Origin of the sequence: Rheinheimera sp. MM224, assembly GCF_947090785.1 — a bacterium.
Lineage (GTDB): Bacteria > Pseudomonadota > Gammaproteobacteria > Enterobacterales > Alteromonadaceae > Pararheinheimera.
Map to the genome: position 1 here is coordinate 4,116,377 of NZ_OX352320.1, position 13,942 is coordinate 4,130,318.

The following is a 13,942-nucleotide window of genomic DNA, read 5'->3' on the forward strand; positions in this document are numbered from 1 at the left end:
ACTAAATGGGATTGTTTTCATATTCATAAAATTGATATTGCCGCAGTGTTGCACTGTAGCCACCAGCATCGTAGTTACTCCAGCCCAAGGTGACTTTGCTGCTGGTCAGTTGCATAAAAAAATTGCTGGAGAAGGTAAATCCGGTAAATAGGTAAGCCCCTGGCGTCGCAGAGTTCGCTTCAAAAGCAGGATCCCAGCGCCCTACATCAGAACTACTGCCGTCCAACAACACTCGTCCAACCCAAGCATTCACACCATAAGTGCCCACCATCAGTAATCGGCCTGCCGCATCGGTATGGATAGCTTTAATCTCCAAATCAACAGGCGTCTGATCGCTGAAGCTGTTGTACAATTTTGGACTACCAGAGTTAAATGAAGTGTCGGTCAAACCATTGCGCTGTACTCGATACAAATAATGCGATTCATCTCCTTCATAATTTTTCGACAGGGCAAAAATCAGATTCTGTCCGGCATCAAAATCCAATGCATTCAGGTATTCTGAGTATTGGGTTTGATCATTGGTGTTATCGACCAGATTGATCACGCTGTAGCCTTGTGCTGCATCTCCAAAAGTATCGGAAGGGCTATTGACAGCATTCATCAGCAGGCCTGTTTCATTAAAACGGGCGACATAAAGTCTGGGATCTGCCATTAGTTTGTATTGACCAGCAATGACTATAGAGTCATCCGCCGGATCCAGTTTCATCTGACTGAGTCTTTCTTCGGTCTGAGCGTTTGTGTCTATTTCAGTAAATAGCGTAAAACCTGCTGCTGATGGACCAAAGTTACCTGCGTCCAAGGAGCCATCGGTATTCAATTGCAACAAGGCAATATCAGAATTGTCCTGAGATTGGCTGTATTCAGCCCCTACAATCAGATGACCATCTGCTTTTAGCTGTAAATGCACTGCCGCTGATCCGTTGTAGCTGCCCAACTGGCTTGGGATTAAATCAACAATACCGCCAGCAAACCCTTGATCGACAAAGCCATCTTGATCCAATCTGGCTACAAAACCGATCTGATCATTGTTTGTATTCAGGCCTGAACCTGCCACGTATAACTGATTCGAACCAGCTTCAAGCACTGTATTCACTTCCATCTGTGCCAGTTGATCATCAGCCAGTAACACCAGGCCATGATTGCCAAAGCTCTGATCCAAAGCGCCACTGGAGGTGAGTCTGCCGACAAAAGCCTGTTGATAGCTGCCATTTACATAAGAATAGCTGTAGCCATAAAACAGCGTTTTATTCACCTGACTACCAAGTACTAACCTCTGACTACCCAGTAAGCTGTCATCGCTGAAACCCGCATTAAACCAACGCTGACCATCTGCTGAAAATGCGCTGTCCGGAGTCAGACTAGTCAACTGATATTTGCCTACCCAGTTAAAACTGACACTACCCGCAGCACCATAATTTGGATTACTAAAATGCTGCAACAACCATAAACCTGAACTGTCGCTTTGCAGATCCACAGCTTTTAATTGCCCGTCCACAGCAAGCGGCTGGTTAAGAACAAACTGACCCGTCAGATCGTAGCGACTCATCGAAAGCAGATCTTCGCTCGTTTCCGCTGTGCTGGTCAGCACATAAAAACCTGTTGCATCATCGACAGTCACGGAATGGTAATGCAGCGGAGCACCCGCGTAACCACCCACCTGAGTAAATCCGGCATTGCTACCAAAACCAGGATCCAGACTGCCATCGTATGTCACTTTCAAGAAAAGTCCATCCGGGCTGTTGGGCGCAGAACTCTCGGTCACACTGCCCACCACATAGAGTTCGTCGTTGTACAAGACCGCGTCATAAGGCATTGAAGCTGCTAAGGATAAATCATACTGCTGGTATCCAACACAGTTTGGCGTACAGCCAAAAGTGCTGATATCTAAAGCAAAAGAAGATGAAAAACGGGCAATCACTATATGACCAGAAGACGATTGGCCAACCCCATAATAATTGTGGTCACTGTCCTGCCGCACCAGTTCAAACTCTTCTATAGTGCTGAAGGTGCTGAGCCAGCCAGCCTGATAACCAGAGTCAGCAAACTCAAACAGAAAAGCACTGCCATTTTTACTGCCCGATACCACATAATGCCCTAAATGATTCAGGATCAGGTCGGTCGCCTGAACATCTGCACTATCGCATGGGGTATATTCACAAAGCACATAACCCAGCATGTTGCCGAAATTGCTGTCCAGTGAACCATTTTCACTAAGTTTAACCAGATAGAAACCTGAACTGGCGGTTTCAGTATAATTAACCAACAGCACCAGCTCATTGGCACTGGTTAAGACGCCAGCTACAGCCTGTTCTGTCGTATAGATAGACAATACCTTATTTCTGAAAATACCTTTGTCTGCATAACTCGGATCAACAGAGCCATCTGCATTAAGCCGGACGACAAAAATATCCTGGCCAGAGGAGTTAGCTACGGTGCCAAGCACCAGACTGCGACCATCACTCAGTGGAATAATTTGCACCGGATCGTTGTATTCGCCACTCAGCATCATTTCCAAAGACAGATTTGAGCCTCCGGCAAAAGTAGTGTCAACGACAACTTCAGTTTCAAAAGTTTGGGCAGCTGTGACTGTAATGACAACAGTTGCGGTATCTACCAGACTGGGATCGCCATTTTCCGTGACTTGAACCACCAGACTGTAAGAAGCCGTGATGCTGGCGTTAAGCGAAGATGAGTTAGCAATCTGAATACTGCCACCCGAAGTGATGGCAAAAACCCCGGCTGAGTTACCGGATAAGATTTGATAACTGTAACTGCCCGGATCGGCATCGTATTGAGTCATCGCCAGTACCAGCTGACTATCTATATAATCATCTGAAATAGTCACTGTGGCGTCTTGTAACGACGGCGGATCATTGACCGGACTGATGTTTAACTCCACCTGAGCATCAGAAGTGATTGCTCCTTGAGTCAACCGATAAGTGAAATAGTAAGCACCGTAGGAATTGGCAGCGGGCTGGTAAGTGAAAGTACCATCTGTATTTAAACTTAAAGTGCCATAGGGAGGAGCCTGCACCAGACTGACGGTGATGGCTTCATTTGGATTAAAACTGTCGTTCAGCAGTAATGAGTCAGCACTAGTCACAGTCAGAGTAATGTCTTCATCTAAAGTGTACGCATCAAAGTTCGCCTGTACGGGGGGTGGTGTATAAGTCACATTCAGAGTCACCTGAGCCTGTGCACTGTAAGTCCCATTCGAAGCCTGATAGATAAAGCTGTCTGTGCCATAAAAAGTTGGGGCTGGCGTATAAACAAAACTACCATTTGCATTTAACGTCAGCTGTCCATGTGCAGGCCCGGAAACCAGGCTGGCTGTCAAAGTGGCGGATGAAGACTCACTGTCATTGGCCAGCACGCCTGGAGAAGCTGTTAATGTTGAACCCTGCGCCAGACTATAAGTATCAGGCTGAGCTATCACTGGTATAGCTAAAATTTGGATCTGCAACACAGCCTGATCAATCAGGCCATAACTGTCCTGTGCTTGCACCACTAAAGTTTTTGTTGTGCCTGAGAATTGAGCCAGTTGTGTTGCATCCGCAACCATGAATAGACCAGAGGTTGATAAACTAAAAATACCTGCATCATTGCCACTCACTATGCTAAACAAGACTGTGTCATTAGGATCGCTGTCTGCTGCAGTCAACTGAGCAAACGCATACCCATTCGGAGAGTTGGCAAATATCTGGTAGCTGGCATCAGCTAAAACAGGTGCCGATGCCTGATAAATAATATTGATCACCACAGTACCTGTGCTGGAAGCACCTGTGCGGTCCAGAACCCTGAACACAAAACTATCAGAACCAGTCGCCTGAGAATTTGCTGAATAACTGAAGCTGCCATCTTGCGATAGCTGCACAGAGCCTTTTGTTGGCGCAACAACAACCTGGCCATCCAGGGTTAAATTTTGATCGTCCACGTCAGAGGCATAAGCCAATAAACCAGGCGCTGCTACAGATAATGGAGTGTTGTGATTCACCGAAAAACTTGCAGCCTGGACTACAGGGGGATCATTTTGCGCTAAGACGTTCAAGACTACAGTTGCAGCGCTTACTAAACCGCTGGGATCTGCGATTTGATAGCTAAAGCTGTCGGTACCGAAAAAATCCTGATCCGGCAGGTACTGAAAACTGCCATCCGATGCTAACAGCAGTTGACCATTCTGTACTGTACTTAGCAGCTCAGGTTGCAGGCTAATACTATCTCCATCGGGATCTGTATCATTCGCTAACAAACCAGCAGCGGTAGTCACTGTTAACTCTTCGTCTTCTCCCACCTGATAGCTGTCGTTTTGTGCAACAGGAGCTGCATTGGTCATTTCAATACGAAGTGTCACTTTAGCCTGCGCAACACCGCCCTGTTCGTCCGTTAATTGATAGACAAAAAAATCTTCGCCTACATAATTTTCTATTGGCGTATAACTAAAAGCACCATCCAGATCCAGCTGCACGCTGCCATGAGCAGGATTTGTAACTGCAATACTGTCGACAACAAGGCTATCGCCATCAAGGTCCAGATCGTTCGTTAAAAGACCAGGAGAGGCAATACTAAGGCTGGTGTTTTTATTCAGGCTGTAACTGTCGTCCATAGCTACAGGCAGATCATTTATTGGTAATACAGTCAGGCTGACCAGCGCTTGTGCTGTTAAGCCCTGAGTATCGGTGATCTGATAAATAAAGCTATCGTTGCCGACAAAGTTTGCTGCGGGTCTATAGACAAAGGAACCATCAGCATTAAGCTGCACGGCGCCGTTTTCAGGTAAACGTACCACCAGGCTATCCAGGCTAAAGCTGCGATCATCCGGGTGACTGTCGTTAGCCAGCAAGAAACCACCCAGTACTTCATCTTCATTCAGATTAAATTGATCTGCAGTAGCTACAGGTAAGGAAAACTGAGGCGCCCCAACAGGCTGGATCACATGCTGTTCGGAGTACAAACTTTCACCCGATGGATCAACACCAGTGATCAGCACAAAATAACGGCGGCTATCCTCCACTGCAGGTACAGAAAAACCCGTTTGAGTCAGGGCTAAAAATTGTCGGCCACCAGTTTTAGTCAGGATGTTTTCAGGGGTAATACCTGGTTGCTCAGCAATATACAGGTTGTAGCGGCGTGCACTGTTATTAGCCGACCAGTTCACCTGTAAAGAACCAGCAGTGCGACTGCTGTTTAGTCCAACGACGGCTTCAGGTAACCATTCAATATCACGAGCATCAAACAAAATACGATTGCCCAGTTGGTCTTCCAGCCACAGTTCTAAGCGCAAGGATCCCGGACTTAAACCAAAATTACGGGGATTCACCCCAGTCACAGTTTGTGAGAAGGATGTACCACAACTTGCCTCACACAATACCAAAGCCTGTTCACTGCCATTAAAGCCAACCAGGACCCTGGCGATTCCATCAGGATCGGCCACATCCACAGCGATCGTTATATTGCCACTGATACTCTGTCCTGAACGCGGAAACCGATAATTAGCGGTGCCATTTCCAACCGCCAAACTTTGCACCTGGTTGGTTCGTAAAGGCGAGCCAGCCACCAGCGAGTTGTAACCAAAAGCAACCATCAGGCCCATTTCAACCGGAGTTTCGCCTACCGGAGGTGGAGAAACAGGAGGTTGCCCTCCTGTAGGGTTATCCGATACGGCTTCACCACCCGATCCTCCGCCACAGCCAACCAACAGCGCGCAAAAGGTGATAACTAACCCCCACCGAAAAAACTCCCGAAGCAGAACTAGGTACATAGTGTTCATCCTTTGTTGCTGGCTATTTGATCAAAAAGACACCACCAGCTGTGGTCGCGGGGTCCTCTATTTCACTCAACACAAATTGGCCGAGGATCTGATCAATGCCGTCAACAAACAGGGTATCTATCTGGCCTTGAGCTCTTTCATTACCGTGACTGGCAAAATTTACCCCCAGTTCCAGTTGGTCAACATTCACCACACCATTAAAGGCTGCAAACCATTCGCCACCTGCATCACTAAAAGACAACTCACCTTGCGGTACTGTGCCGTTGTCAAAATCTATCGTCATGCTGGCCTGAAAATTTGACACAGTACCTTCAGTACTTTGCACACTGAATTGTTCAAGACTGGCATATTGATAACTGCCTGAACGTGCAGCAATCAACTCAGCTACCGGGATTTGGTTGCTACTGCCCTGATAGGCTTGCTCTGCAATAAAAGATGTATCTTCAGAACCCTGAGCGGACAGCGAATTGGTCGCATCTGTAAAAGCTGTATTTGAAGCTGCGTCTGAGCTGCTGCTGGAATTGGTGTTGCCTGCACCACCAGTTGTATCTCCTGCAAATTCAGCGGGAGGAGACAACATAGGTGTCACCTGCCCAGCCGCAGTGATTTGTGCAAAAGAAGCACTCTGCCCGCCACCAAAAGTCACGTTTTGCACAGTACCATCTGCTCGGGTAATCTGTAATTCAATCTGGCCATCCCATACACCGACCAGCATAATTTCGTTGATATAAGACAACTGAAAGGTCGTACCACGAATACCAATACTGCCCACTGGTGTTTTTAGTTGATAGTTACCTGCATCCCCTTTAATGGAGCCAGTGACTGTGCGTAAACTGCCTTTGACCAACTCCATCACCACAGACCCCTGCTCTGTGGCTGAACCGGCTTTGTACTCGGAAATCAAAAGTTCGGTGTCGCTTTGCAAAGCCAATAAAGCACCATCGAGCATTCGGAATTGAGCCTGACTTTGTGCTCCTGTACTGACCTGATCAATATTAAACACTGGCGCTTTGCGACTCAAATCGCGACTTTGCCGCGTATCTGTTGCTGTTGCCGTGACATCGCCTCTGGCCATTAGCGTCAAACCCGCATTCTTTGTTTGTTCTTGAGTGACTTGCTCCTGAGCTGATAAGACAAAACTAAACAGAGCGACTACCGGCATCGCATACAAGGTAAATTTAGAAGGCATAATTGGCTCCTAGCACACATTCAGTGCGGTCATACTCATACAAAGTGACAAGGCTGTTCTTATCAGTGTAGCTACATCTGAGTTCAGTGCTGATGGAGGCCGAATACTGCCAAATCCAGCTACCGCTGACGGAAAATAACGATTCGTCCCGCTTAAGACCAAATAACGGATGGGATGCTTTATAACGAATATCCTGAACTTCTGCCCTGCCAATCAAAATATGAGAAGCGCTGGCCAACCAGATACTGGTGTAACTTAATGAACTGACGTCTCTGCTGTTGTAATCAGCACTATCCAGACGGCTGCGTTCAGTGGAAAAGCTGATATTAGCCTGATTAATCCAACGGCTGCCCTTGCCCTCCCATGATGCGCTGATGGCATGTACAGTCAGATTTAATCTGTCATCTATTCTGTTGTCAGAACGGCCTGAAACCCACTGTAAGCCCAAAGAGTGCAGCCCATTTAATTGATACTGACCGCTAATTTGGCCGCCCCAGTCATTACGATACAGCTGACCGCCTAACCGAAGAGGTCTGCTATAGGCACGCAGGCTGTAACTGTACTGTTGATAATCAGCCTCGTAGCCAAAACGTGCAGCCAGTGTTTCGCGATCAAACTCGGATAACTGATTAAACTGAGTAGCACTCAACTGCGCATCAGCTAACCAGGCATAACGTTGATCTTGCTGCCAGCGCCCATCGAAGCTATACCCCAACTGATGGAAGTAATCACTGCTTGCTTTACTTTGCGGAAACACATCAATCTCACCGAGAGACGGGATAAAAATCCGGTCTTCCGCTGTGCCACTGTTCACATTGTCATCATGACCAAAAGCATATTTGATTTTATGTCGCTGATAACCACTTAACTTATTTTGCTCCCATTCGGCTGCACTGCGCAGTTTGGCAACAGGCTCGGCTAAATCGGCCTGAGGTTGTTGTTCCAATTCAGCGAGCTGACGTAAAGCCGCAGGATAATTTTTTGTTTTGTAATAGGCCTGAGCCAAAGTAAAGCGAGCTTGCTGCCATTGTGGTTTTTCAGCCACAACCCGCTCAAGCGCAAACACAGCTCTGTCATTTTGACCAACCTGCAAGGCGATACGGCCATACGCCATATCAAAATCAGCGTCGCCTGCCAGTTCTGCTTCTAACGCCTCTGCCAGCTGATAAGCCTCAGCCAGCTGACCAGATTGCACCAACTGAATAAACTTTGTTTTTTGCTGTTCAATGCTAAGCGTTTCAGCCTGTAGCGAAAAAGCAACACTACCCAGCAGGCTAAGTATGAAGATACGCAACAAAGACGCTGGTTTGCTTTTCGCCTTATGTCCCCCGACTTTTTCCACAGCAACCTCATTTATTTATTATGGCCAGACAAATACCAGTGTCGCGCTGCCTGTTTATTGCTCTGCTGTTAGAGGAATAGCAGGAAATGTAAAAAAGGAAAGTCGCGGTCGTAGATTTCACAGCAGAAAGAGAAAATAAATAGCCCACATAAACATAGATTTATCTATATCCCCCAGAGCTTAAAGATGCACTTTTGTCAATTCGCTGGGACTGCTGGCGAATTCATAGTTCAAGGTTAAAATTAAGTAAACAAAGTTATTTAAGGATGAATTATGGCACTGGCCTTAGTTCACAGCAGAGCCCGCAGCGGTTTGCAGGCGCCGCTGGTCACAGTGGAGGTGCACCTGAGCCGGGGTTTGCCTGGATTTCAGTTGGTAGGCTTACCTGAAACTTCTGTCAAAGAAGCCAAAGACAGAGTACGCAGTGCACTGATTAACAGTGGTTTTGAGTTTCCGGATCATAAAATTACCGTCAATCTGGCCCCTGCAGATCTGCCCAAAGAAGGCGGGCGTTTTGATTTGGCGATAGCCCTTGGCATATTGCATGCGAGCGGTCAGCTACAAGCAGATTTATCCGGTTATGAGTTTTTTGGTGAGCTGGCGTTGTCGGGTGAAATTCGTAGCATAGTCGGAGAAATTCCCTTAGCTTTGGCCTGTAAAATGGCTGGGCATATCGCCGTGTTTCCGTTACAAAATGCCGTGCAAGCGCAACAAATTCCAGATATGCAGCTCTGTGGTGCCGAACATTTGTTACAGCTGCACGCCTTTTTATTACACCAGCAGGCCTTACCTGCTATTCCGGCAATTCCACATACTGAAGCTGAACTTTATCCGGATCTGGCCGAAGTGCGCGGTCAGGCTCAGGCGAAAAGAGCACTGGAAATTGCCGCAGCCGGTGAACACAACTTGCTGATGTTTGGACCTGCAGGCACAGGTAAATCTATGCTGGCACAACGTTTACCCGGCATTCTCCCGACATTAACGGATCAGGAAGCATTAGAAACTGCTGCGATTTATTCTGTGGCAGCACAACCTCGTACTTTACAACAATGGCACCAGCGACCTTTTCGCCAGCCTCACCACACCTGCTCCGCCGTCGCATTGGTAGGGGGTGGTGTGAATTCCACTAAATAAGACGACTATACAAAAAATAAAGCAACTGGCATATTTAACACCTCTGTTTGGATAATAGGTATTGGTGGATGCATGGCGGCGGCTGTAGATAGAATAGAAGAATTTCCAAAAGATGGTCACCTGTGGTGGATACGGTGGGTTGATCATTATTACATCCCACACAAGGGAACGGCTACAGCCTCAGTTGAAGTCTTATTGGAACCTCTTTCCACCTCTCTAGCGCAACTTCGTGACATCGACTTAAAACCTGTTCTAAAAGATCCTGACAATTCTAAGCAGAAAACAATTCGTGTCTTTTCTGGCTATTTACCACGACTAGTAATTGGAACTGTATTTCAAGATGGAGTAGAGGTTGGCACTATCCCTCTTACCAACGAGCATTTCGAGATCCAAGACTTTAAAATTCTAGTCATGAGTGTCAAAGATGAGATTCAATCAAAACCGGAGTGGTGGACATATCCTTACAGAGTGATCAATCGCGGTGACTATCAACTTCAAGGTTTCCCCAATAGTAATGCTGTAGTCGTAAGCAGCAGTTCTGAAGTGCTCGTTATACCTTGCCATGAAATATTCCGGACAATGTATGCGCCACATAGCGCCATAGCAAGGGCTCTGACTTCTGGCCCCTGGGAACAAACAGTAAGTGAGCTGCTTGATCCGGATGAAACTGGTGTAAGGCAAGATGGCGTATGGCAAATCTCCCTGCGACGTGACATAAAAAACCACTATGCTAAAATTTTAACAAATCTCTGGCTTTCAGAAGTAGGCAAAGCTGCGGCAAATAGTGTGTATACCGCGTCTTTAAGTTCCAAAGGCCCAAGTAATATTGCTGTGCCTTTTCCATTTTTACTAACAACACTCAAAATCAAAGTGAAGGGTATTTGGTTAGATGGCTCGCCAGCTAAGTTTCTTGCATTGCAGATAACAGGCATGGAGTGGCCAGATAAAGTAGAAATTGCCTACAAACGCAAAAACAGCGCAGACAAAGGATTAATTCAAACACAAACTGACGCACCGAAACCATACTCGTCGTCTGGAGCCAAACCAACAGCAGATGAAGAAGGCATTATTGATGCAAACTCTGCAGAAGACCCATCAGCGGCATCAGGAGCCACTGAGTTTCATGCACCATCAGTAGAATGGACAAATGAACCTGAGCTGGTCAAAGTCCAAAAAATGGAAAGCTTTGAATATGCTGATGGTTTGACGCGCAATAACGAAGAATCGATGCAAGGCGTTTCGCCAGGAGAGGAATGGTACGGAGAATCTAACTCTGGCTCTGCATCATATTCAGCCGAACGCCGAGACCCAAGCAAACGATTTACTGAAGTCGCTCACATGCTTGATAAATTGTGCTCATTAAGTGCAATTAAAAGCTGGTCAGTCGTTCCCCATCCTAAACCTTTTTTGTCCGTTGGTTCGTTGTCGGTTTGGCATTTTCCGAAAACGATCTTTGGAATCAATAAAACAGTCGGTTTTAGTTATATAGACCGTACAACGTATCGTAGGAGAGGAGCCCTCGTTTGCGAAATCCAAATCTATAACCAATGTGTTTACTGGCTAGAAATTGAAGTCAGCCCAAACGGTGGTGGGTTTCGCTCACTGATTTTCTCTGCTCCAACTGATATTCGCAATGATGTCATTTTCAGATTGATCAGGATGGCAGCCCACTCCAAAGGGATATGGCCAGATATCGACGAATTGATCTTAGACGCAGGAACTGTCTGGGCCGAGCCTTGGCAACACAGCTATATTGGAAGAACGGCATACTCTGACGGACGTTTAAATGAACTCAGAGCTTTTCAAGCAATAGCTCGAGTCGCTAATAAAACCATTAAACAGGAATCAAACAGATCAACCTCTCGTTAGAGTTAGTCATTGAGTGTGAGAGTTCAACAAGCTATTCATAACCATCATTTGGCGTATTGCTATAGCGTAATAGTGGACCCAAAAAAGCGTTAGTTGAGCAATGTAATCAATGCAGCTTTTTTCGCAGATGAAAGAGTATCTAATTTCTTCAATATGAGACGCTCGTCTTCGGTCAATGGGTCGTGTTTTTTGATCATTGGCGTACCATCACCGGTAATAATCCAATGAATGTTAGCTGACATCCCTTCAAGATTTGCTATACGAGCCAAAGCATTCAACTTCTCTGGATCAATGAAACAACTGCCTGTCATAGCTTTTCGTAAAACCGAAGAGTTCGCATAACCCATATGTGACGAACACTGTTCGACTGATATGCCTAAGCAGTCAATAACTAAGTGCTTGAGTCGATGAGACATCTCCCTTTGTAGCTGGGTATTTTTCTTAGTTCTACTCACATCTAATCATAATATCATTATTTATGTTTATATTATGATTGCTTTTAGGTGCATTCGTAAAGAAAATTTTCTATAATGACGGATGACTTAGACGACGATAAGTAAAGTTAAATGAAAATTGCCACCCTACATGATGTGTTCATTAAAAAGCAGCCACCAAAACTGTCTGTTGTATTTGAGACCTATTGGAGGTTTGCCTATTTACGTCAGCAAGCATTCTTCAGTCGTTTGTATAGTACGCAAGGACCATGGAGTGATGACAAAATCATTAATGAATTTAAATTTACAAATGCATATCGTGCGTCAGACAGAGTCAGCCAATATCTAATAAAGCATGTGATTTATTCTAAAAAATGGTCAATCCAGGACACTGTACTTCGGACACTTTTGTTTAAATTTTTTAACAAAATTGAGACATGGCAGCTTTTGGAAAAAGCATTTGGTGAAATATCACTGAAGACCTTTTCAGTTGAAGCCTACGCAAAGGTTTTACAGGAGGCAATGGACAAGCGGATAACTATTTATTCTGCGGCCTATATCATACCATCTGGTCCAAAACGTGATTATGAGGGTAAGCGTAAGCATCAGTTTCATCTTACATTATTAAGAGAACTCATGCAGGGAGGCTTCATTGATGATCTGATCGCTTGTAAATCAATGAAAGCGGCTTACCAACGCATTTTACAAATTGAGTCTTTAGGTAAGTTTTTGGCATACCAATTTGTAACTGACTTGAATTATTCAGACCATTTCCAATTTAGCGAGCAAGAGTTTGTTGTTCCTGGGCCTGGCGCACTGGATGGGATTCGGAAGTGTTTTACTCATTTGGGTGATTACACAGAAACGGACATCATTCATTTTATGATGGACAGTCAGGAGCATCAATTTAGTCATTTGAACTACCCTTTTCAAAACCTTTGGGGCCGCGACCTGCAATTAATTGACTGCCAAAATTTATTCTGTGAAGTAGATAAATACTCCCGAGTTGCGCACCCTGACATCATGGGAATAAGTGGCAGAATGCGGATTAAGCAAAAGTTTAAACCGCAAAAAGCACCAGTAGAAGTTTGGTATCCACCAAAGTGGGGCCTCAATGACAAGATTTCTAAAGATTTTTCATTTCCTGAATTGGCGATAATGTGAGTGTGCGTGCATCAGCATCCACACTCAGCACACCTGAGCCTGTTTTCTTAAGCTCACGGAAAATGCGATAACTCTCTAATATACAGTGCTGCCATTCCCATGGCTCACAATCGCTAACCTCGTAGCCACGAACTAACCGCTGTACTCGTTTAATTAAATCTAAATCAACCCACTTAATGTTTTCAAGAAAGCTTGGGCGAGCGTAATCATAGATGTGATTGATAATGGCTTCCTCGATTATTGCAGCACGAGCACCATCTTCTACCTCATCTTTTTTTGGTTGGCTTTTACGTTTGGCTTTCAATAGGCTTCTGAAAACTGGTGACCACCCCAAAAGGCCTGCACCTGCAATGTGAAAAACATCATGAAATCTATAACCATCGTCTTCATATGAATTATCTGTCAGCCGATCGCCAAGCTGAATACCATTCATCCTCATAATGGTCGAATTAGACTGCTCTATAGGTAAAAACTCAATTTCAAATTTGCGAGGCAACTGTTCATAGTATGGACAATCTTTGTCAAACTGACGGGCTGAAAGCCCACTAGGGTGCGCCCAATACGCGATTGTTTTATTGATACAATTCAAAGCAATAACTGACAGATTTTGATTAATAAAACTGGCCAAATGCTGCAGGTTAATCAGAATATCTTGGATTAACTTATTTGTTTCTTCCAAAACAGGTTCTTGAGAAGTTAGTAAATATCTGCGTTTATGCAACAAATAAACATGGTCAAGTAACGCATAGATCAATTCAAACTCATCATGCGTGACGCCGTCTGAAGTCGGCCAATCGCGTAAGACAATATTCATTCGACTTGCCATTGTCACGACGTACCATAGTATATCGCCGATTTCTTCAGCAAAATGCAATTCAAAATCATTATAAGCATTCTGATCACGCTGCTTTTTCTTTAACACTGAGGCGAGTGATCCAAGCTCTCCGATGGCTCCGAGTATCGCTATATCGGGCCCATGGAGTTGTGCCCAGTTAATACGTACGGTTCTTGTTGCTTCTTCCTGAAACCTTTTTGCATCCATG

At 45.3% G+C, this 13,942-nt stretch carries 8 protein-coding genes; 3 read left to right on the plus strand and 5 right to left on the minus strand.

Going from position 1 to position 13,942, the window contains the following annotated elements; genetic code table 11:
- Position 1: 1 nt before the first annotated feature.
- From OM978_RS19200 to OM978_RS19210, 3 genes are read right to left on the minus strand one after another with little or no spacing between them, the layout of a single operon-like run.
- Entirely contained in the window at positions 2 to 5,758 is a 5,757-nt protein-coding gene (locus OM978_RS19200) for an Ig-like domain-containing protein (protein WP_264343963.1), read from the minus strand.
- Positions 5,759 to 5,780: 22 nt separating this feature from the next.
- Positions 5,781 to 6,956, minus strand: a complete 1,176-nt coding sequence (locus OM978_RS19205; RefSeq protein WP_264343964.1) for a FecR family protein — start codon at positions 6,954 to 6,956, stop codon at positions 5,781 to 5,783.
- Positions 6,946 to 8,298 (minus strand): tetratricopeptide repeat protein, encoded by a 1,353-nt coding sequence (locus OM978_RS19210; protein WP_264343965.1) that lies wholly within the window; start codon positions 8,296 to 8,298, stop codon positions 6,946 to 6,948. Before OM978_RS19210 ends, OM978_RS19205 begins: the two co-directional genes overlap by 11 nt.
- A gap of 273 nt (positions 8,299 to 8,571) precedes the next feature.
- On the opposite strand from OM978_RS19210, the gene OM978_RS19215 reads away from it, so the two are divergent.
- Together OM978_RS19215 and OM978_RS19220 are read left to right on the plus strand one after the other, a co-directional pair.
- Positions 8,572 to 9,432, plus strand: coding sequence for a YifB family Mg chelatase-like AAA ATPase (locus OM978_RS19215; RefSeq protein ID WP_264343967.1), 861 nt, complete (start codon positions 8,572 to 8,574; stop codon positions 9,430 to 9,432).
- A gap of 72 nt (positions 9,433 to 9,504) precedes the next feature.
- The gene (locus OM978_RS19220; protein ID WP_264343969.1) at positions 9,505 to 11,301 is read left to right on the plus strand and encodes a hypothetical protein; all 1,797 of its coding nucleotides are present in this window, start codon (positions 9,505 to 9,507) and stop codon (positions 11,299 to 11,301) included.
- A gap of 89 nt (positions 11,302 to 11,390) precedes the next feature.
- Here the strand turns inward: OM978_RS19220 and OM978_RS19225 are convergent, their stop codons facing one another.
- Positions 11,391 to 11,756: a hypothetical protein gene (locus tag OM978_RS19225; RefSeq protein WP_264343970.1), complete on the minus strand. Its 366-nt coding sequence runs from the start codon at positions 11,754 to 11,756 to the stop codon at positions 11,391 to 11,393.
- 111 nt (positions 11,757 to 11,867) lie between these two features.
- Here OM978_RS19225 and OM978_RS19230 point away from each other — a divergent pair, with 111 nt between their 5' ends.
- Entirely contained in the window at positions 11,868 to 12,899 is a 1,032-nt protein-coding gene (locus OM978_RS19230; protein ID WP_264343972.1) for a nucleotide kinase domain-containing protein, read from the plus strand.
- On the opposite strand, the gene OM978_RS19235 is transcribed toward OM978_RS19230, so the two are convergent.
- Positions 12,862 to 13,941 carry a hypothetical protein gene (locus OM978_RS19235; RefSeq protein ID WP_264343973.1) on the minus strand — a complete coding sequence of 360 codons (1,080 nt, stop codon included), beginning with the start codon at positions 13,939 to 13,941 and terminating at the stop codon, positions 12,862 to 12,864. The two genes, OM978_RS19230 and OM978_RS19235, sit on opposite strands and share 38 nt — an antisense overlap.
- Position 13,942 lies beyond the last annotated feature (1 nt).

What these genes read in the sequence shown, in the direction of transcription:
- OM978_RS19205 (WP_264343964.1), bottom strand. Translation starts at nt 6,956, where the DNA reads ATGCCTTCTAAATTTACCTTGTATGCGATGCCGGTAGTCGCTCTGTTT.
- OM978_RS19220 (WP_264343969.1), top strand. Translation starts at nt 9,505, where the DNA reads ATGGCGGCGGCTGTAGATAGAATAGAAGAATTTCCAAAAGATGGTCAC.
- OM978_RS19215 (WP_264343967.1), top strand. Translation starts at nt 8,572, where the DNA reads ATGGCACTGGCCTTAGTTCACAGCAGAGCCCGCAGCGGTTTGCAGGCG.
- OM978_RS19200 (WP_264343963.1), bottom strand. Translation starts at nt 5,758, where the DNA reads ATGTACCTAGTTCTGCTTCGGGAGTTTTTTCGGTGGGGGTTAGTTATC.
- OM978_RS19235 (WP_264343973.1), bottom strand. Translation starts at nt 13,941, where the DNA reads ATGGATGCAAAAAGGTTTCAGGAAGAAGCAACAAGAACCGTACGTATT.
- OM978_RS19230 (WP_264343972.1), top strand. Translation starts at nt 11,868, where the DNA reads ATGAAAATTGCCACCCTACATGATGTGTTCATTAAAAAGCAGCCACCA.